Genomic DNA, 20771 nt, shown 5'->3' on the forward strand with positions numbered 1-20771 from the left:
TATTCATCATTCACTGAACAGGCGTTCTATGAACGAAAGTGAAAAACTCACGAAAAGCATCGTAATGCTTTTCGACGCACTATCTGATCCTCAAAAAATAGTCAGAGTCAATAAAGGCGGGTTTATCTCTTTCAATACGTTACCCGAACCTGAGTGTTTCCTTATTCATCAAGGTTACCTGCTACTGCGTCGACCGGAAGACCAGCTTATTATTGGTAACCTCACCGGTCCCACCGTCTTTGGTTTTAACACCTATCAGGACTTATGCGGTCAAGCCTTTCTTGAAGCGATAACCGATGTTGATTTCGAGATAATTCCTGCTTCCTGTTTTTACACTCGTATTGCCTGTCTCAATCTTTGGGAATCCCTACTGGATATCACCATGTTTATTGCTGCAGAGCAGTTTCGTAAACATAGTGCGTTGGGCGTTCGCGATTCCTGGTCCATCATTTGTAATCAGTTAAATGCATTAATCGATGAGCCAGACTTTGTGCGTGCTAGCACCAGTACCTATGACTACATTCATCAAAGAACACACCTTTCCCGCAGCGGGATAATGAAATATCTCGCCATACTTCGTAAGCAGAAACTCATTGAGATGGACAATGGCATCCTGCGCTCAACGAATCGCTTACCGAAAACGCTGCCATAACAAAAATTGGCAGGGTAAATCCCACCTTTATCCTTTTGGTGGAGCGTCGCGTATAAAAGGCACTCTCTTTTTTCAACAGCATATTTACAACCACCCGCTAAACTGGCAAGAATCATTCTTATTTCTCTAAGAAAATTCGCATGTCTGAACAGGCGTTGAAGCAACAGATCCAGAATCTGAAGAAGCATAACGCCCGGCTTGCCAGGTTGGCGCGTGACGCCCGCAGCAAACTGAGCGCAGCGCTGGACGGTACAGGCCTGTGTTTGTGGCAGCTCGACGTGCCAAGCGGCAAGCTGATTATCTATAATCGCCGCTGGGGTTCGATGCTCGGCTATCAGCCTAAAGAGATGAATGCCCAGTTTGAAGTCTGGCGCGATCATCTCCATCATGAAGACAGGCAGCAGGTACTGGATGCGTTTTACGATCACCTCCACGGCAAAACCCCCTTCTACGAAGCGCTGCACCGCATGCAGCATAAAAATGGCAAGATTACCTGGGTACTGGATCGCGGGCGCGTCAGCGAATGGGATGAACACGGTAGTCCGCTCAAGGTCACCGGTACCCATATTGATATGACCAAAGAGAAGCAGTACGAGGAACAGCTCGCGCTGCTGGCAAATCACGACCCGCTCACCGGGCTGGCCAACCGTCATGCCTTAATCAAACACTTCGCCGACCTGAAAAGTTGCGGGCCGCTGTGCGTGGCGTTTATCGATCTCGATGACTTTAAAACGGTGAACGATACCTTCGGTCACCGTAGTGGCGATGAACTGTTGATCCAGTTAAGCCAGCGCCTGCGCGATACCTGTCCGCCGGGATCGATTGTGGGCCGTCTGGGCGGGGATGAGTTTGTCCTGCTGCTGCCCTTTCCACTCACCAGTCTGCTGGTCAACAGCACGGCACATAACTCTCTTCGCGCCGCCCTGTCGCCGTTTGAACTGGACAACGGTGAAGCGCGGGTGGGTGCCTCTATCGGCATTGATGAAGTGCAGTCGCAGGATGATTTTGTGGATGCGCTACGACGGGCCGATCAGTCGATGTACCAGATTAAACATACCGGGAAAAACGGTGTGGCGATTGGTTCGACGCTGATCTCGATTTCTCGTACCGGAACCGATGCGTGAAGGAAGTCAGGCCGCGCAGGGCGGCCTTGTAAGAGAAGGATTTAGAACGATACCCACTCGTCGGGGGTGCCCGCAGGCTTTGCTCGCACCGGGGATTTGAGCGGAGACGCGGCAATCACGCCTGGGGATTCCTGCGCGGAAAGGCGGAATTTTTGCACCGAGCGCTGTAGATCTTCGGTCTGGCGCTCAAGCGCCGAGGCAGCAGCGGAAACCTGCTCCACCAGCGAGGCGTTTTGCTGCGTCACGCCGTCCATCTGCGTAATCGCCACGCCGACCTGAGAAATGCCTTTGCTTTGCTCTTCCGATGCCGACGCGATTTGCTTCATGATGGTGGTGACTTCTGTCACCGCGCGCAGGATCGCCTCCATGGTCGTGCCCGTATCGCTCACCAGCTGCGATCCCTGCTCCACGCGCGAAACTGAATCGGCAATCAGCCCTTCAATTTCTTTCGCGGCATTGGCACTGCGGCTCGCCAGATTACGCACCTCACCCGCCACCACAGCAAATCCACGGCCCTGTTCACCTGCTCGAGCGGCTTCCACCGCGGCGTTCAACGCCAGAATATTGGTCTGGAAAGCGATGCTGTTAATGACGGTGGTGATCTCCGCGATTTTCTTCGAACTGTCGGAAATCCCGGTCATGGTGGTGACTACATCCTCGACCAGCGAACCACCACGGCTCGCGGTGGTTGACGCAACATCAGCCAGTTGGCTCGCCTGACGCGCATTCTCGGCGTTCAGCTTCACGGTGGCCGTGAGCTGTTCCATGCTGGCTGCGGTCTCTTCCAGCGCGGCAGCCTGCTCTTCCGTTCGCGAGGAGAGATCGTTGTTGCCGCTGGAAATCTCAGTCGCCCCACGCCAGATGTTTTCGCTGCCGGAACGAATCGTGCTCACCGCTTCACGCAGACTGTCCTGCATAGCGCTTAGCAATGGCACCAAACGGCCCACGCAGTTGCGGCCAAATGGCTCGATGGGCTGGCTAAGGTCGCCCTGCGCAATCTGGCGGAAATGCTCGCGGATGCGGTCCAGCGGTTTGACCAGCATCGCCACCAGATAGCGATCGGTGAACAGCAGGATGAGCAAACCAATCAGCGTTGCGCCGATAATGACCGTGCGGGTCATGTTGGTCAGGCCATCGACCACTATGCGCGTAGTGTCGAGTGTGGCGTCTGCCGCTTTATTGAATTTTTCTGCCGCCGCACCGAACGCGCGACTGAGCGGTGGCGTGACATTGTTGGCCTGCTGACGATAGCCCTCAACGGAACCCTGCCGTGCCTGCTGCATTAGCGGCATAACGCCTTGATCCAGCAGAGCCTGCCAGCTGCTGATGACTTCAGCAGAGACACTCTCATCCATCGGCCCAGGCGAGATGGCTTTCATCTCGGTGAGCTTTTTGCCCATGTTATCCAGCGCTTGTTGAACGGGCGCTAAATCGGGCGTACCGCCCGAAGCCTTCGAGTCCATCGCGCGGCTCAGACGCGTAACAAAGCGAAAATACTGATCGTTACCCTGGCTTAAAATCGTCATTTGTTTAACGAGTTGTCGATCAACGTCATTACCATCCGAAACCCTGGAAAGCGACCAGGTGCTGTACAAGCCGACACCCGCCCACATCAAACAAAAAATACCCAGAATCGCCAGCATGACGAACCGAATAGTAAAATTACGTAGTATCTGCATAAGTGTTCCTTGCCGTTAGGAGACCTGCCAGAGGTAGGCCTTACCGTGGTTATCGGCAGGAAAAGGGGGAAGTTATAATCTTTCGTGATTATTTTTATAAAAATTCTCACTCCCCTTACGCTTGCAGAAAAACGATAATCGCTGAGCGGAAAACCTCCCCCATAAATGCATGTTCTAATTTTTCAGCAGATGAGGAAATGTAAAGGTGTCGCACCTTACATTAACCACGTAACCCTAAAGGGTTAGCTGGCCTCATGATTTCATCTATGAATAATCTTATAACGTCTAAATACCCTCATACTTTGCACGCTAATTAAACCGTAACATCCATGCGATGAATGCATTTGGCTTGATTTATTTGTTTATTTTATTTAAACGAACCATAAACAAACGAATATAGATTCAATATTTTATTACATCCTTTATGGGTGCGAATATTCTTAATTCGCGAAAAATACTTTAAAAAGAGGCCGTCTTCACTCGCCTAATTTAGAGAATATAAAATGCGCAATTCAGTTAAACGTTCAATCCTGTCACAATGTATATTAGTTGCATTGACCTCTTTTGGCGCAAATGCCGCCAGTACGCCAGCGACACCCTGCCAGACGGGTAGCACCTCGCAAACTTGCGGCCTGACAAAATATACGGACAATAATAATTACCAGAATCCAGGCGTGACCGATGCCGTCATGGCAGATGCCACCGCGACCAATATTTTTATGGATGGACAGCGTCAGGCGGGTGATACCCAGTCATTGACCGTATCGGGTACGGACATGTCCGGATACTATATTCAGGGAAGCAACGGCGGTACGGCCAATATTACGCTTAATAACAATGCCACTGCCGACATGATTGAAGTAGGAGCCGCTGGCAAGACGACAAATACCACCGTCACCGTCGATCATGCCACGCTAAATGGCGAGAATACCTCGGGTGATTATGCACGTGATAAGGCCTACATGATGGGGTCGGCAATTTATATTGACCCGCTCGACAAGGGTTATCACACCGTGAATATCAGTAACGGTAGCACGCTGCACGGCAGTATTATCAGTGCCGGAACCGGTGCGCAAAATATCACAATGAGCGATAGCATCATGGATAATGGCGGTATTTATGCCGGTAGCGATAAATCCGATACCACGCTGTCGCTCACCAATGCCACCGTGGATGCCAGCAACAGCGAAATCGCGAAAAACATCGATACGCTGGCTGAAAAACTCAGCACTTACGCACCGTTCAGTAATATCAATGTCGACGCCTTTGGCGATGTAGCCGTGGCAATGTATGGCACCACCCAGGATACGCTGGCGCTGAATAATAGTACCGTCACGGGCGATATCGGCGTCATCAACGAAAATGGTCAGACCCAGCTTTCCTTTACCAATAAAAGTGTGGTCAACGGCAATGTGACCGTTGACGGTAATTCAACCAATTCTGTCCTGATGGATAACAGCACGATTAATGGCAATGTGGACACTAGCCAGAATAGCGGTAATTCCACCATTACCCTGCAAAATAATGCGAATGTGAACGGGGATATTACCACCGGGAAAGGTGACGATACGGTGGTGCTGACCAATAACTCGCACGTCACGGGTAATGTCAGCGGCGGTGACGGTAGCGATACGCTTTCAATGGATGCCGGGAGTTCTATTTCCGGGCAGATTAATCAGTTCGAGACGGTCAATACCACCAGCGATAACAGCATCAGCATCGATAAAATTAACGATGCGACCAGCTGGGATCTGCAAAACGGTTCAACGCTGGTTGCCACCACCACTGGCAGTAATGCCATGGTGAATATGAGCACCGACAGCACCGTTAATTTCGGCACGATTACCGGGAAAAATAACGCCGTGGTGGTGAGCACCATTACTTCCTCTGCGCAAAATCAGAGCAATGTTGTTCTGGGGTCATTCAGTACTTCAGGAAATGACGCGCCGCAGAATTACGCCAACGCCGCATTCTCGAATGGCCAGCAGGCGGTCGAAAACCGCAGCGGTGCCTATAACTACGATAACAACCTGAATATTGTGGCCGCCGACACTGCCCCGCAAACCATGCTTGCCGCTGATAATACCCAGAACTGGAATATTATGTTCAGCAGCTCAAAAGGCTCCCTCGCCAGCGACGTTCAGGGACTGGTCGCCGGTCTGGACGCCGCAGAGCAGGCCGGACATCAGGTTGCCGATGACATCAGCAACCACATGAACCAGGTCCATCTGGCGAGCCTTTTCGGTGAACAGCAGGATGGCGCACAGGTGTGGGGCGATTTCCTGTATCAGAACGGGAACTTCAGTAACGACGTCGACTACAAAAGTATTACCCAGGGCGCGCAGGGCGGCGTGGACTGGACCTCACATCTGAACAATGGCGATAGCGTGACCGGCGGTATCGCGCTGGCATGGACGCGCAGCCGTGTGCAGGACACCAGCGACGGTGCAGACAGCTTCAAAGACAGCGTTTACGGTAATTACTACAGCCTTTACGGCGGCTGGCAGCAGGCGCTCAACGGAAAAACCTGGGGCCTGTTTGCAGAGGGTAGCTTCACCTATGGCGATATGCGCTATTCCCTGTCCGCTAACAACGTGACGGGCGATACCAGCGGCATGGCCGAAGCGCTGAACGGCTCGACGGATGGCAGCCTGTATTTGGCTCAGGCGCGTAGCGGCGTGAATGTGATTCTGCCAGGCGAAACCCTGCTGCAACCTTATGCGGTGCTCGGCTGGGATCAGACCAAAGCCAACGGCTTCTCCGACAGCGAAGTCACCTTTGCCGACAGCCAGGTTTCCTCCTGGAACGGCGGCGCGGGTGTGCGTCTGACCACCACAATTCGCGACCTGAACAAAAACGTTCAGGTGATGCCATGGATCGACGCCCGGTTCCAGAAAGAGTTCAGCGATGATACCGATATCCAGGCGGCGGATTATCACAACACCGCCGGTCATAACAACGCGATGGGGATCTTCGGCGCAGGCGTGAACGCCACCATCGCCCACAACTTCACGCTCAATACGGGTGTGTATGTCGGAACGGGCGATGTCGATAACGACGCCAGCGTGCAGGCTGGTATGAGCTACAGCTTTTAAGTAACGGAATGGCCGGGCGTAAGCCCGGCATTCTGGCTAGCGTAAATACTTTTCAAACCACGCCAGAGTGCGCTTCCAGGCCAGTTCAGCTGCGGCCTCGTCATAGCGTGGCGTGGAATCATTATGGAATCCGTGATTCACGCCGGGATAGATATAGGCTTCATAAACCTTGTTACCGGCCTTCAGCGCCGCTTCATACGCCGGCCAGCCTTCATTGATATTTTTGTCCAGCTCCGCATAGTGGAGCAGTATTGGGGCTTTAATCTTTTCTACATCCGCTGTTGCAGGCTGGCGACCATAAAACGGCACCGCGCAGTCCAGCTCAGGATAGGCCACCGCCGCTGCATTTGAGACTCCGCCACCGTAGCAAAATCCGGTGATCCCCACTTTGCCCGTCGCATCAGGATGCTTCTGCATAAACTCGACGGCAGCGAAGAAATCGTTCATCAGCTTTGTCGGGTCGACCTTCTGCTGCAACACTTTTCCTTCTTCATCGTTACCCGGATAACCGCCCACCGAGCTTAACCCATCGGGTGCAAGCGCTATGTATCCGGCCTTTGCCACCCGCCGGGCGACGTCTTCGATATAGGGATTCAAGCCCCGATTCTCATGCACGACGACCACGGCGGGCACTTTTCCCGTCACTTTGGCAGGTTTAACCAGATAGCCGCGTACCTCTCCATGCCCGTTGGGTGATGGATAGCGAATGTACTCGGGCACAATATCGGGATCGGTAAATTTCACCTGCTCGGCCAGCGCGTAGTTGGGTTTGAGCAAATTAAACAGCGCTAGCGCCGTCACGCCCCCAACGGCATAGCGTGCTGCCAGGCTCAAAAATTCACGTTTATTGATTTTGCCGTGGGCATAAAAGTCGTAGTAATCGAGCAATTCTTGTGGAAAGTCTTTGGCGGTCAGGCGCGGCATCGCATATCTCCCGGAATTGTGATGGTATAAGGATAGAATGAAAACGCTGTTTCGAAAAATTCATCGACACGAAAGGAGACATCATGTCCTGGAACGCCTACCCCAGCCGCTACGAAAACATGCAGTACCGTTATTGCGGTAAAAGCGGTCTGCGCCTGCCCGCGCTGTCACTCGGCCTGTGGCACAGTTTTGGTCACGTTCAGGCTCTCGACAGCCAGCGCGCCCTGCTGCGTAAAGCCTTTGATTTAGGCATCACCCATTTCGACCTCGCCAATAACTACGGCCCACCTCCGGGCAGCGCCGAAGAAAATTTTGGTCGCCTGCTGCGCGAAGATTTCGCGGCCTATCGCGATGAGCTGATTATCTCCACCAAAGCCGGTTACGACATGTGGCCAGGCCCGTATGGTTCCGGCGGTTCGCGTAAATATTTGCTCGCCAGCCTCGACCAAAGCCTGAAGCGCATGGGCGTGGAGTATGTCGATATTTTCTACTCGCATCGGGTAGATGAAAACACACCGATGGAAGAGACCGCCTCTGCGCTGGCTCACGCGGTACAGAGCGGTAAAGCGCTGTACGTGGGGGTTTCGTCTTATTCACCGGAGCGTACGCAGAAAATGGCTGACCTGCTGCGCGAGTGGAAAATCCCATTGTTGATCCATCAGCCCTCCTACAACCTGCTTAACCGCTGGGTGGACAACAGCGGCTTGCTGGATACGCTGGTCGCGAACGGTACCGGTTGTATTGCCTTCACGCCGCTGGCGCAGGGCCTGTTAACCGGAAAATACCTGGCCGGTATTCCCGACGGCTCGCGTATGCAGCGAGAGGGCAAAAAAGTGCGTGGGTTAACCGAGAAAATGCTGACCGACGAAAACCTGAACAGCCTGCGCTTGCTCAATGAAATGGCCCAGGCGCGCGGCCAGACGATGGCGCAAATGGCGCTTAGCTGGTTGCTTAAGGATGAACGCGTCACGTCAGTATTGATTGGCGCCAGCCGCCCGGAGCAGCTCGAAGAGAACGTGCAGGCGCTGAATAATCTGCGCTTTAGCGAGGATGAATTGAGAAGAATTGACCAGCACGTTGCGGACGGGCAGCTGAATTTATGGCAAGCATCGTCGGATAAATAAGACACGGTGCGGGCAAATGCCCGCACCCCAGCGTCAGGCCATTACTTCTTACTGATCTTATCCAGATATCCCATGACAAACGCGGATAAGACAAACGTCAGGTGAATGATGACATACCACATCAGCTTGTTATCCGGAACATTACGGGCATCCATAAATATGCGCAGCAAGTGGATGGACGAGATTGCCACAATAGATGCCGCAACCTTGTTCTTCAACGACGTCGCATCCATTTTCCCCAGCCAACTGAGCTTCTCTTTATGTGCAGCGATATCAAGCTGCGACACAAAGTTCTCATAGCCGGAGAACATGACCATCACCAGCAGTCCACCCACCAGCGTCATATCCACCAGCGATAGCAGCACCAGAATCAAGTCCGATTCAGCTATCGTGAAAATGTTGGGCAAGACGTGGAAGATCTCTTGAAAAAACTTAATGCTCAGCGCGATCAGAGCCAGAGAGAGACCAAAGTAGACGGGTGCCAGCAGCCAGCGTGAGGCATACATTGCGTTTTCAAAAAAGCGTTCCATAGTGTCCTGTCAGCAAACGAAACCAGCACGCAGTATACCTCACCGGGATAAACTGTTTGCAACAACTAACCAACAATAGGCCTACACTTCCGAAGGATTTACCACAGGGCGCGCATATTCAGGCCAGACGATCACCACCAGCTCAGGGTAGGCTTCCAGGCTGAACTCGCGAAAACACTGGCGCAGGTTCAACACATCAAGGTCGGAATGTGACACTTTCTCGCCGTTAAGACAGCGCTTCTTGATATTGTCGTAATATTTATAGACCGCCGAGTTGAGATCGCTACAGCGGCGCTGAGCGTCGAAAAGTCCCGGCGTATCATTTATTTCCGTCATCTTCATTCGCTTAATTGTCGCGTGAAGAAAGTCGATATATTCGTGATTGACCCGCCAGTACCACACCGGTGTTATCGCATTCATCAGCAGCGAAAAATGATCCTCCCCCTCTTCTTTGGTCATAAGAACAGGCGGTGGAGACTCATTAGTTTGCTGTAAGTCTTTCGTTTTATTGAACTCTCGCATCAATAAAAGAACACCAGCGGTAAGCAATAGTAAAGTAATGACAGAATAAAAAATGCTGTTCATGGGTTGGCTCCATTTTTTTTGATTTTAAATTTGCCTCATGTTATTGTCAACGAATCTCACGTCTTAATCAATCCTACCCTGTTGAAATCAAAGGATATTAAAATGCTGCCCGAGAATCTCGTTCCGGTCAGGTACCACATCGCCTCTGTGGACCCAAAACCGGCGGAAGCAGAAAAGAATGCTAATTTCACTCAGGGAAAAAGAACGCTCTCAGATTTCGAGTCTGACATATTAATTGGTGTTACCCGTACCGGTAAATCCCGTAATATGCTGCTGGAAGAGCATGACCGCCATATAAAAGATCGGCTGTTTCGTTTCGTCAAGATTGAAGCCTTTGCCCATCTGCTTAACGACCTGCAGGCCGAAGGCGAAATAGATGCCCAGGCATTAAGTCAAATAATGGCAAAAAAAACAGAAGAAATAAATGAAGCAGGCAACGAAATTTGGCTTAATCTTATTACCCGCGAAAAAAACAATCCAATATTTTATAAACTAGAGGATGATTAACGTGAAAGATGTTGAAGACAACAACGTTTATTTGACTTTAGATAACCATAAAAGTGATGAGTTTATCTTAAAGCAAAATCTCGATGCGCTAATAAAATATAAAAATGAAGAGATGACCCGCATCGCGCAAGACCTGGTATCGATCCCGGCAGCGCTGGTGCGTTTGAAATGGCACAACCGTCGCGAAATATATTCTCTGCAGGTGAAAGAAGAGATCTACGGCGCCATGATTAATGCGGTAATGGAACTCAAGCCCGAGCTTAAAGATAAAATAATGGCGCGTCTTGAGAGTAATTATCAGCACTTGCTGGCTCGCGAAACAGCCACCCTACGTCTGACCCGTAAACTGGCAGATGGCGAATACCATGCGTCAAATGTCACCACCGTGGCGTTGGATGAAGACGCGATTGCCACAAAAACAGATACCCCACCCACTTCGCCATAATCAAAATACCGCTGCAAACCTCTGCCGTTATGAATTAAGGATTATCCTGAATTCGTCCTGTCCACCAGATGAATCATCTAAGCTTACTCTTTTAACCCGCAAGCAAGGAGATTCCCGATGGCTAATAACCAGACGAAAATCCAGGACCCAACGACTCAGTACTACACCGGCGACTATCCTAAGCAAAAGCAGCCTGCTCCAGGCGTGCAGTCAAAGATGACGCCTGTACCGGACTGTGGTGAACAGAGTTACAAGGGCAGCGGCAGGCTTCAGGATCGTAAGGCGCTGGTCACCGGGGGTGACTCCGGTATCGGACGTGCGGCGGCGATTGCTTATGCGCGCGAAGGCGCTGACGTGGCGTTTAACTATCTTCCGGCTGAAGAAGAAGATGCACAGCAGGTGAAGCAGCTTATTGAAGAGGCCGGACGCAAGGCGGTGCTTCTTCCGGGCGATTTGAGCAATGAAGAGTTTGCTCGCTCACTGGTGCATAAAGCGCGTGAAGCGTTGGGCGGGCTGGATACGCTGGCCCTGGTAGCCGGCAAACAAACCGCCGTCGAGAAGATTGCCGATCTCACTACCGAGCAGTTCAAAGAGACGTATGCCGTGAACGTGCTCGCACTGTTCTGGATAACTCAGGAGGCCATCCCGCTGCTGCCTGCCGGGTCCAGTATCGTGACGACGTCCTCTATTCAGGCGTACCAGCCAAGCCCGCACCTGCTGGACTATGCTTCGACGAAAGCGGCTATCCTGAACTACAGTCGCGGCCTGGCGAAACAGGTGGCAGAGAAAGGTATCCGCGTGAATGTGGTGGCGCCTGGCCCAATCTGGACGGCGTTGCAGATTTCTGGTGGCCAGAAGCAGGAGAAGATCCCACAGTTTGGTCAGAAGACGCCGATGAAGCGTGCAGGGCAGCCTGCGGAGCTTGCGCCGGTCTATGTTTATCTGGCGAGTCAGGAATCAAGCTATGTCACAGCAGAAGTGCACGGTGTATGTGGTGGGGAACATTTGGGCTAAGGGTGCTGGGACTTGGAAGGCATCGCAAAGCGACGATTTTCTTGCCGTGAGCCCGGGTTGCCAGGGCAGCGGCGATTGCACTGAACCCTAGATCCTGGCTATTCCTCAACCCACGGGGTATGGGACAAAAACCAAAACGGCAACCCGAAGGTTGCCGTTTTGCTGTTATTTGGCTGCCGCTTTCTCTTCGCCGACAAGTCCAATCTTCAGGTAACCCGCTCGATGGAGCGTGTCCATGACCTTCATCATGGTTTCGTAATCGACGGTTTTGTCCGCGCGGAAGAAGACTGTGGTGTCTTTCTTGCCACCGGTCAGCGTATCCAGCGCCGGGATCACAGACTCATCGGTCACCGGATCGTTACCCAGGAACATGGAGTTATCCGCTTTTACCGACAGATAGATCGGTTTTTCCGGACGCGGCTGCGGCTGGCTGGAGGACGCGGGCAGATTGACCTTGACGTCGACCGTTGCGAGCGGCGCGGCAACCATGAAAATAATCAGCAGAACCAGCATAACGTCGATAAACGGCGTCACGTTGATTTCATGCATTTCACCGTTATCGTCCAGATTTTCGTTAAGACGCATTGCCATTGTTTATCAACCTACGCGCAGTTTCGATGCGGAGTGAACCGGCTTCGCGGAGCTGGCGCTGAGGTCAAGATCGCGGCTTTGCAGCAGGAGAACCTGCGCAGCAACGTCACCCAGAGTCGCTTTGTAGCTGCCAATCATACGGGCGAAGATGTTATAGATGACCACCGCAGGAATAGCAGCAATCAGGCCGATAGCGGTCGCCAGCAGCGCTTCTGCAATACCAGGGGCAACAACTGCAAGGTTGGTCGTCTGCGTCTGAGCGATGCCGATGAAGCTGTTCATGATGCCCCATACCGTACCGAACAAACCAACAAACGGTGAAATCGCACCGATTGTTGCCAGATAACCGTTACCGCGTCCCATGTGACGACCGATGGCAGCGACACGACGCTCCAGGCGGAAGCCGGTGCGTTCTTTAATACCTTCGTTGTCTTCACTGCCTGCGGAAAGTTCCAGTTCGTTCTCAGCTTCGTTCACTAAAAGCGAAGTCAAACTTTTGGCATGGAAGGATGACGTCATGTCAGAAGCCTGATTCAAAGAGCGTGCTTCAGCCAGTTGCTGCTGTTCGCGCTTCAAACGACGCTTCTGAGTCATCAATTCTACGCTTTTGCTAAAGAAGATAGCCCAGGTGATCACAGACGCCAGAATCAGGCCGATCATCACAATCTTAACCACGATGTCAGCATGTTGATACATGCCCCAAACGGAGAGATCCGTCTGCATCAAATTATTACCCACTCTGTATCTCCAGGACCAAAATCACAAAATCTGAGCATAATAATATCAAAACCACGTCGAATTGATAGTAGTTCTCATTAGTATTTACATACTGCCGTAAATTCGTTTCTTTTTCCTTGCGCTTACGCAGGAAAAATTTCCTGAGAGCCAAGTTTAAAAAATTTTCGCCTTATTCCACTACCATTAGCGTGACCATTTTTACTTTCATGGTAGTCTGGACGTCCAGACGGATAAAAATGACAGGTTTAGCGAACATGACAGAGAAGCATCTTGATACCCGGCTTGTCCAGGTCGGACGCAGTAAAAAGTATACTCAGGGTTCGGTAAATAGCGTTATTCAACGCGCCTCCTCACTGGTGTTTGAGACTGTCGAAGCCAAAAAGCAAGCTACCCGCAATCGCGCCAAAGGTGAGTTATTTTACGGACGCCGCGGTACGCTGACTCATTTTTCATTGCAGGAAGCGATGTGCGAACTGGAAGGCGGTGCTGGCTGTGCGCTGTTCCCCTGCGGCGCGGCGGCGGTTGCTAATACTATTCTGGCGTTCGTCGAGCAGGGCGATCATATCCTGATGACCAATACGGCCTACGAGCCGAGCCAGGATTTCTGCACCAAAATCCTCACTAAACTTGGCGTCACCACAGGATGGTTCGATCCGCTGATTGGCGAGGACATTGCCGACCTTATTCAACCCAACACGCGCATCGTGTTCCTGGAATCACCCGGCTCCATCACGATGGAAGTACATGACGTTCCGGCTATCGTAAAAGCCGTACGCCGTAAAGCACCGGAAGCGATCGTAATGATCGACAATACCTGGGCCGCAGGCGTGCTGTTTAATGCGCTCGACTTTGATATTGATATTTCCATTCAGGCCGCCACCAAATATCTGATTGGCCATTCCGACGGCATGATCGGCACGGCCGTTTCTAACGCCCGTTGCTGGGATCAGCTTCGCGAAAATGCCTACCTGATGGGTCAGATGGTCGATGCCGATACCGCGTATATGACCAGCCGCGGCCTTCGCACGCTTGGCGTACGGCTGCGTCAGCACCATGAAAGCAGCCTGAAGGTGGCAGAGTGGCTGGCAGAGCATCCGCAGGTAGCCCGCGTGAATCACCCTGCCCTACCCGGCAGTAAAGGCCACGAGTTCTGGAAACGTGACTTTACGGGTAGCAGCGGTTTGTTCTCGTTTGTTCTTAAAAAACGACTGAACAATGACGAACTGGCAGCCTACCTGGATAACTTCTCCTTGTTCAGCATGGCCTACTCCTGGGGCGGCTTTGAATCGTTGATTCTGCCCAACCAGCCAGAGCAAATTGCGGCTCTGCGTCCCGGTGGGGAAGTCGACTTTACCGGTACGCTGATTCGACTGCATATCGGTTTAGAAAACGTTGAAGATCTGATAGCGGATTTAGCGGCGGGCTTTGAGCGTATCGTGTAGAGTGCGGGAAAATAGTCCTCCTGGACCGATTTCCAGACACTCACGATAAAAATGTCTGCATTTGTTGCGCCCGCGATCAACCCCAGCAGGTGAAATCAGGAGTACAATAGCCGCATATCACGCATGTATGCTGTTCCACAGGAAAGTCCATGGCTGTTATTCAAGATATTATCGCTGCGCTTTGGCAACATGATTTTGCTGCGCTGGCGGACCCACACGTTGTGGGTATTGTTTATTTCGTGATGTTCGCGACCCTGTTTCTGGAAAACGGTCTGCTGCCAGCGTCATTTCTTCCGGGAGACAGCTTGCTGTTGCTCGCGGGTGCATTAATCGGTAAAGGCGTTATGGACTTCGCTTCTACCGTGGTCATCCTCACTTCCGCCGCCAGCCTTGGCTGCTGGTTAAGCTATTTGCAGGGCCGCTGGCTCGGTAACACGCGCGTGGTCAAAAGCTGGCTATCGCAGTTGCCCGTTAAGTATCACGAGCGGGCAACCTGCATGTTCGACAGACACGGACTGCTGGCACTGCTGGCCGGACGTTTCCTGGCATTTGTTCGCACGTTGCTGCCAACCATGGCGGGGATCTCGGGCCTGTCGAATCGTCGCTTCCAGTTCTTTAACTGGCTAAGCGCACTGCTGTGGGTGGGCGTGGTGACGTCATTAGGTTATGCGATCAGCATGATCCCGATTGTGAAACGCCACGAAGATCAGGTCATGACGTTCCTGATGATTCTGCCGATGTTCCTGCTGGTTGCAGGGCTGGTGGGCACCATCGCGGTGGTTATCAAAAAGAAATACTGTAGCGCCTGATCGTGCGCCCTCTCGTCCGGGAGGGCTTTCATCAAACCCCTTGCATCATCCTGATTCGCGCCGCGTCTTCGCCCGGTGTCACGCCAAAGAAACGTTTAAACTCCCGGCTAAACTGCGAGGCACTTTCGTAGCCCACTCGCATCGCAGCCGCGCTGGCCTTCATGCCGTCGTGAATCATCAGCATTCTGGCTTTATGCAGTCGGTAGCTTTTCAGATACTGCAACGGCGAGGTGCTGGTCACCGATTTAAAGTTATGGTGGAAAGCCGAGACGCTCATATTCGCCTCTGATGCCAGCTCATCCACGCTCAGGTTTTCGGTGTACTGGCTTTCAATACGCTTTAGTACACGGCTAATCAGGCTGAAATGGGTCTGACGGCTGACCAGCGCCAGTAGCGCACCGCCACCCGGCCCCAACAGTACGTGGTAGAGGATTTCGCGGACAATCTGTTTGCCCAGTATGCGCGCGTCCAGCGGCCGCTCCATGACGTCCAGCAGACGCTCTATCGCACAAAGAATTTCCCCGGAAAGCGTGGCAGAGTTGATGGCGCTTGCCGACATCGCGGGTTGAAAAAGCTCATCTTCCCCGATGTCCATCAGCAGTTCCTGGAGCTGGAGGATATCGACATTCAAACGAATCCCCGCCAGCGGAACGGCCTCTGTCGCGAAAGTTTCACATTCGAAGGGTAAAGGTACTGTCAGGAGTAAGTACTCGTTGGTGTCGTAGCGGAACACACGCTCGTTGATATACCCAATTTTATGACCAGAAAAGAGAAATACGATGCCAGGCTGATACATCACCGGCGTGCGCGTACCGGGCTGTGTGCCGTATAACAACCGGATATCTGGCAGCAGCTCGCTGAGACTATTTTCTTTATCTTTCAATCTATTAATTTGCTGCGTCAGTTGCAGGCAAATCTCTTCACGGTTCATGAGTGCTCGCTCCAGATACGGTTTCCGACGATGTCAGTGTGCGCAGTTTTTCGCATTTTCTCCAGCACTCTGTAGAAATGGGCAAGACAACGGCAGAAATGTGCATTGAGGGGATGGCGTCCGATAGCCACAATGAGCACCATCAGGCAGCCTTCTCGCCGCCACGATTTTTCACCCACATAAGGGAACGAGCAATGAACAACTTTAATCTGCATACCCCAACCCGCATTCTGTTTGGCAAAAATGCTATCGCCGATCTGCGCGATCAGATCCCAGCCGGTGCCCGCGTACTGATCACCTACGGCGGCGGCAGCGTGAAGAAAACGGGCGTGCTGGATCAGGTGTACAGCGCCCTGGAAGGCGTTGACGTGCGTGAGTTTGGCGGTATCGAGCCGAACCCGTCTTACGAAACGCTGATGAACGCGGTCAAAATCGCCCGTAAAGAAAACATCACCTTCCTGCTGGCGGTCGGCGGTGGTTCCGTACTGGACGGCACCAAGTTTATCGCTGCCGCTGCACATTATCCTGACGGTATCGATCCATGGCATATTCTGGAAACCCGTGGAAATGACATCAAAAGCGCGATCCCAATGGGCTCCGTGCTGACGCTGCCTGCAACCGGTTCAGAATCCAACAAAGGCGCGGTGATTTCGCGTAAAACCACCGGTGATAAACAAGCGTTCATGAACGATCACGTTCAGCCGGTATTTGCGATTCTGGATCCGGTTTATACCTACACCCTGCCACCGCGTCAGGTTGCCAACGGTGTCGTGGATGCGTTTGTTCACACCGTTGAGCAGTACGTCACTTATCCAGTAAACGGCAAAATTCAGGATCGTTTCGCAGAAGGTATTCTGCTGACGCTGGTCGAAGATGGCCCGAAAGCCTTGCAGGAGCCAGAAAACTACGACGTGCGTGCCAACGTCATGTGGGCTGCCACCCAGGCGCTGAACGGCCTGATTGGTGCTGGCGTGCCGCAGGACTGGGCGACGCATATGCTGGGTCACGAACTGACGGCAATGCACGGTCTGGATCATGCTCAGACGCTGGCGGTGGTTCTGCCTGCCCTGTGGAATGAAAAACGCGACACCAAACGCGCCAAACTGCTGCAATATGGCGAGCGTGTATGGAACATTACAGAAGGTTCTGAAGACGCGCGTATCGATGCAGCGATTGAAGCCACTCGCGGTTTCTTCGAGCAGATGGGTGTTCCGACTCGCCTCTCAGGCTATGGCCTGGACGGTAGCTCAATCCCGGCCCTGCTGGCAAAACTGGAAGCGCACGGTATGACGCAACTGGGTGAACATCAAGACATTACCCTGGACGTGAGCCGTCGCATTTACGAAGCGGCACGCTAAGCGTTTTACCATCCAGCCTTTCGTTTTTTGACTTTTCGTCCAGACTTAATGCACACCACATCACCGGGGGCTCCCTCGGTGATGAGCAAATGGAGGAGGAAAGATGGCAAACCAAACCGTAATCAAGCTTCAGGATGGCAACATAATGCCCCAGTTGGGGCTCGGCGTATGGAAAGCCGGTAACGACGAGGTCGTATCCGCCATTCACAAAGCACTGGAAGTCGGCTATCGGTCGATAGACACCGCTGCTGCGTACAAAAATGAAGACGGCGTCGGCAAAGCGCTGGCCAGCGCCGGTGTTTCGCGCGACGATCTGTTTATCACCACCAAACTGTGGAATGACGATCAAAAACGTCCACGCGAAGCCCTGCAAGAAAGTCTGGAGAAACTCCAGCTGGATTTCGTCGATCTGTATCTGATGCACTGGCCAGTTCCGGCAATCGATCATTACGTCGAGGCCTGGAAAGGGCTGATCGAACTCCAGCAGGCTGGGCTGGTGAAGAGTATCGGCGTCTGTAATTTCCAGATTCATCATTTGCAGAGACTGATTGATGAAACGGGCGTTGCGCCAGTGATTAACCAGATCGAGCTTCATCCGCTGATGCAACAGCGCCAGCTTCACGCCTGGAACGCCACGCACAAAATTCAAACCGAATCCTGGAGCCCGCTGGCACAGGGTGGCGAAGGTGTTTTCGATCAGAAAATCATCCGCGATTTAGCTGAAAAGTACGGTAAAACCGTCGCGCAGATTGTCATCCGCTGGCATCTGGATAGTGGGCTGGTCGTGATTCCGAAATCAGTCACGCCGTCGCGTATCGCCGAGAACTTCGACGTCTGGGATTTCCGTCTGGATAAGGACGAGCTAAGCGAGATTGCGAAGCTGGACCAGGGCAAGCGCTTAGGGCCGGACCCGGATCAGTTTGGCGGTTAAATAAAAAACCCCGGCTTGCCGGGGTTTTCATTTTACGCTTTGCGCTTCACAGGCTTCTTCGCACTGGCATTCGCATTCGAACGCTGATGCACAATCGGCGTGTGCTTGGTCAGCGCCGGGCGCGTGTTGCGGTTCTGGCGGCGCGCCTCGCGCATTTCATCAAGCGTTGGCGAAGGTACCAGACAATCGCGGCGTGAACCTATCAGATGCTTTTTACCCATATCTTCCAGCGCCTGACGAATCAGCGGCCAGTTTGCTGGATCGTGGTAACGCAGCAGCGCTTTATGCAGACGACGCTGTTTATCCCCCTTCGGTACCACCACATCTTCACTCTTATAACCAATCTTACTCAGCGGATTCTTGCCGGTGTAATACATGGTCGTCGAGTTAGCGAGCGGCGACGGATAGAAGTTCTGCACCTGATCCAGACGGAAGCGGCGTTGTTTCAGCCATAGCGCCAGATTTACCATGTCTTCGTCACGCGTGCCTGGGTGCGCGGAGATAAAGTACGGGATCAGATACTGCTCTTTGCCCGCCTGTTTGGAATAGGTGTCGAACAGCTCTTTGAAGCGATCGTAGCTGCCCATGCCCGGCTTCATCATCTTCGATAATGGGCCTTCTTCGGTATGTTCTGGCGCGATCTTCAGATATCCGCCCACATGGTGAGTTGCCAGCTCTTTGATGTAGCGAGGATCTTCCACCGCGATGTCGTAACGCACACCGGAGGCGATCAGGATCTTTTTGATGCCCTTCAGATCACGCGCACGACGATAAAGGTTGATCGTCGGCTCGTGGTTGGTGTCCATGTGCTCGCAGATGCTCGGATAGACACACGACAGACGACGGCAGGTTTGTTCCGCGCGCGGCGACTTGCAGCGCAACATGTACATGTTTGCCGTTGGGCCACCCAAATCGGAGATCACGCCGGTAAAGCCAGGAACGGAGTCGCGAATGGCTTCGATCTCATTGACGATCGAGTCTTCGGATCGGCTCTGAATAATGCGGCCTTCGTGCTCGGTGATCGAACAGAAAGAACAGCCACCAAAGCAGCCACGCATGATGTTGATTGAGAAACGGATCATCTCATACGCTGGAATGCGGCTATCACCGTACGCCGGATGCGGCACGCGCTTGTACGGCAGGGCAAATACGCTGTCCATCTCTTCGGTCGAGAGCGGGATGGCCGGTGGGTTAACCCAGATAAAGCGCTCGCCGTGTTTTTGCATCAACGCACGGGCGCAGCCGGGGTTGGTTTCATGGTGCAAAATGCGCGACGCGTGAGCGTACAGCACTTTGTCGCCTTTCACTTTTTCAAAGGACGGCAGGAGCACGTAGGTCTTTTCCCACGGCTTAGGACGCGGTGGCTGTACGACGACGGCTTTCGCCTCCGCTTTCTTTGGCTCGACAGGCTTGTTGTCGGCACACGGCAGATCTTCACCGTACGGATGCGGGATCGGGTCGATTTTGCCCGGCATATCAATGATCCGGGAATCGACACCGCTCCAGCCCGGCAGCGCTTCTTTCACCATAATTGCGGTGTTACGCACGTCGCGAATGCTGGAAACCGGCTCGCCCTGGGACAAACGATGCGCCACTTCTACGAGCGGGCGTTCACCGTTGCCGAAGATCAGCATGTCAGCCTTGGAATCCACCAGCACCGAGCGGCGCACGGTATCAGACCAGTAATCATAGTGCGCGGTACGACGCAGGCTCGCTTCGATTCCACCCAGGATGACCGGCACGTCTCTCCATGCTTCTTTACAACGCTGGGTGTAAACCAAAGTGGCACGATCCGGACGCTTACCGGCGACATTATCAGCGGTGTAAGCATCGTCATGACGCAGTTTGCGATCGGCGGTATAGCGGTTGATCATGGAGTCCATGTTGCCCGCAGTCACGCCGAAGAACAGATTGGGTTTGCCGAGGCTCATAAACGCCTCTTTGCTGTTCCAGTCTGGTTGAGAAATGATCCCGACGCGGAAGCCCTGCGCTTCTAGCATGCGCCCACAGATGGCCATGCCAAAACTCGGATGATCGACGTATGCATCGCCAGTCACCAGAATAATATCGCAGCTGTCCCAGCCCAGTTGGTCCATCTCTTCGCGGGACATCGGCAAGAATGGTGCCGGCCCAAAACAGGCCGCCCAGTACTGCGGCCAGGAGAAGAGGTCTCGATCCGGCTGGATCAAGGATATTGCGCTCATAATGCTTCCGAAGAAAAAATAAACAAAGGGCGGGGATTATACGCTGGATCAATGCGGGAAATGAAGGGTTAATGTGGCAGGTATGTTT

Annotated in this window: 19 protein-coding genes; 11 read left to right on the plus strand and 8 right to left on the minus strand. The window is 52.8% G+C overall.

All coding sequences use genetic code 11. The annotated features are described in order from the left end of the window. Positions 1–28 precede the first annotated feature (28 nt). Together AC6EMZ_RS10870 and AC6EMZ_RS10875 are read left to right on the plus strand one after the other, a co-directional pair. Positions 29–652, plus strand: a complete 624-nt coding sequence (locus AC6EMZ_RS10870) for a helix-turn-helix domain-containing protein (RefSeq protein ID WP_498402486.1) — start codon at positions 29–31, stop codon at positions 650–652. Between the two features lie 140 nt (positions 653–792). Continuing rightward, positions 793–1776 carry a diguanylate cyclase domain-containing protein gene (locus tag AC6EMZ_RS10875; RefSeq protein WP_498402488.1) on the plus strand — a complete coding sequence of 328 codons (984 nt, stop codon included), beginning with the start codon at positions 793–795 and terminating at the stop codon, positions 1774–1776. A 41-nt stretch (positions 1777–1817) separates the two neighbouring features. On the opposite strand, the gene AC6EMZ_RS10880 is transcribed toward AC6EMZ_RS10875, so the two are convergent. Then, positions 1818–3455, minus strand: coding sequence for a methyl-accepting chemotaxis protein (locus AC6EMZ_RS10880; protein WP_498402490.1), 1638 nt, complete (start codon positions 3453–3455; stop codon positions 1818–1820). A 503-nt stretch (positions 3456–3958) separates the two neighbouring features. Between AC6EMZ_RS10880 and AC6EMZ_RS10885 the strand changes: the two genes are divergently transcribed. Further along, on the plus strand, positions 3959–6550 hold the full coding sequence (locus tag AC6EMZ_RS10885; RefSeq protein WP_498402491.1) for an autotransporter domain-containing protein: 2592 nt from the start codon (positions 3959–3961) through the stop codon (positions 6548–6550). Positions 6551–6586: 36 nt separating this feature from the next. On the opposite strand, the gene yghX is transcribed toward AC6EMZ_RS10885, so the two are convergent. Then, positions 6587–7474 carry a YghX family hydrolase gene (gene yghX / locus AC6EMZ_RS10890; protein WP_498402492.1) on the minus strand — a complete coding sequence of 296 codons (888 nt, stop codon included), beginning with the start codon at positions 7472–7474 and terminating at the stop codon, positions 6587–6589. 83 nt (positions 7475–7557) lie between these two features. On the opposite strand from yghX, the gene AC6EMZ_RS10895 reads away from it, so the two are divergent. Then, positions 7558–8598 carry an aldo/keto reductase gene (locus AC6EMZ_RS10895; RefSeq protein ID WP_498402493.1) on the plus strand — a complete coding sequence of 347 codons (1041 nt, stop codon included), beginning with the start codon at positions 7558–7560 and terminating at the stop codon, positions 8596–8598. A 41-nt stretch (positions 8599–8639) separates the two neighbouring features. Here the strand turns inward: AC6EMZ_RS10895 and AC6EMZ_RS10900 are convergent, their stop codons facing one another. Together AC6EMZ_RS10900 and AC6EMZ_RS10905 are read right to left on the minus strand one after the other, a co-directional pair. Continuing rightward, positions 8640–9128: a TIGR00645 family protein gene (locus AC6EMZ_RS10900; protein ID WP_498402494.1), complete on the minus strand. Its 489-nt coding sequence runs from the start codon at positions 9126–9128 to the stop codon at positions 8640–8642. Between the two features lie 81 nt (positions 9129–9209). After that, a complete protein-coding gene (locus AC6EMZ_RS10905; protein WP_498402495.1) occupies positions 9210–9713 on the minus strand; it encodes an ESA_00282 family adhesion-associated protein in 504 nt (167 codons plus the stop codon). 102 nt (positions 9714–9815) lie between these two features. Here AC6EMZ_RS10905 and AC6EMZ_RS10910 point away from each other — a divergent pair, with 102 nt between their 5' ends. The 3 genes from AC6EMZ_RS10910 to AC6EMZ_RS10920 all read left to right on the plus strand — a co-directional run bounded on the left by AC6EMZ_RS10910 (position 9816) and on the right by AC6EMZ_RS10920 (position 11679). After that, the gene (locus tag AC6EMZ_RS10910) at positions 9816–10220 is read left to right on the plus strand and encodes a hypothetical protein (protein WP_498402497.1); all 405 of its coding nucleotides are present in this window, start codon (positions 9816–9818) and stop codon (positions 10218–10220) included. 1 nt (position 10221) lies between these two features. Continuing rightward, positions 10222–10665, plus strand: coding sequence for a cytoplasmic protein (locus AC6EMZ_RS10915; RefSeq protein ID WP_498402498.1), 444 nt, complete (start codon positions 10222–10224; stop codon positions 10663–10665). A 117-nt stretch (positions 10666–10782) separates the two neighbouring features. Continuing rightward, positions 10783–11679: an SDR family oxidoreductase gene (locus AC6EMZ_RS10920; protein ID WP_498402499.1), complete on the plus strand. Its 897-nt coding sequence runs from the start codon at positions 10783–10785 to the stop codon at positions 11677–11679. 165 nt (positions 11680–11844) lie between these two features. Here the strand turns inward: AC6EMZ_RS10920 and exbD are convergent, their stop codons facing one another. Both exbD and exbB read right to left on the minus strand, forming a co-directional pair. Further along, a complete protein-coding gene (gene exbD / locus AC6EMZ_RS10925) occupies positions 11845–12270 on the minus strand; it encodes a TonB system transport protein ExbD (protein ID WP_498402500.1) in 426 nt (141 codons plus the stop codon). A gap of 6 nt (positions 12271–12276) precedes the next feature. Beyond that, positions 12277–13008, minus strand: a complete 732-nt coding sequence (gene exbB / locus AC6EMZ_RS10930; RefSeq protein ID WP_498402502.1) for a tol-pal system-associated acyl-CoA thioesterase — start codon at positions 13006–13008, stop codon at positions 12277–12279. Positions 13009–13262: 254 nt separating this feature from the next. Here exbB and metC point away from each other — a divergent pair, with 254 nt between their 5' ends. Further along, entirely contained in the window at positions 13263–14450 is a 1188-nt protein-coding gene (metC, locus tag AC6EMZ_RS10935; RefSeq protein ID WP_498402504.1) for a cystathionine beta-lyase, read from the plus strand. Between the two features lie 149 nt (positions 14451–14599). Beyond that, a complete protein-coding gene (gene yghB, locus AC6EMZ_RS10940; protein WP_498402505.1) occupies positions 14600–15259 on the plus strand; it encodes a DedA family general envelope maintenance protein YghB in 660 nt (219 codons plus the stop codon). A gap of 31 nt (positions 15260–15290) precedes the next feature. Here yghB and AC6EMZ_RS10945 read toward each other — a convergent pair whose 3' ends face one another. Next, entirely contained in the window at positions 15291–16190 is a 900-nt protein-coding gene (locus tag AC6EMZ_RS10945) for an AraC family transcriptional regulator (RefSeq protein ID WP_498402506.1), read from the minus strand. A gap of 194 nt (positions 16191–16384) precedes the next feature. On the opposite strand from AC6EMZ_RS10945, the gene yqhD reads away from it, so the two are divergent. Both yqhD and dkgA read left to right on the plus strand, forming a co-directional pair. Further along, entirely contained in the window at positions 16385–17548 is a 1164-nt protein-coding gene (gene yqhD / locus AC6EMZ_RS10950) for an alcohol dehydrogenase (protein ID WP_498402507.1), read from the plus strand. Between the two features lie 103 nt (positions 17549–17651). Then, a complete protein-coding gene (gene dkgA, locus AC6EMZ_RS10955) occupies positions 17652–18479 on the plus strand; it encodes a 2,5-didehydrogluconate reductase DkgA (RefSeq protein ID WP_498402508.1) in 828 nt (275 codons plus the stop codon). A 32-nt stretch (positions 18480–18511) separates the two neighbouring features. Here the strand turns inward: dkgA and AC6EMZ_RS10960 are convergent, their stop codons facing one another. Further along, a complete protein-coding gene (locus tag AC6EMZ_RS10960) occupies positions 18512–20683 on the minus strand; it encodes a YgiQ family radical SAM protein (protein ID WP_498402509.1) in 2172 nt (723 codons plus the stop codon). Positions 20684–20771: the final 88 nt, after the last annotated feature.

The organism is Enterobacter sp. SCRI0065, assembly GCF_059766475.1.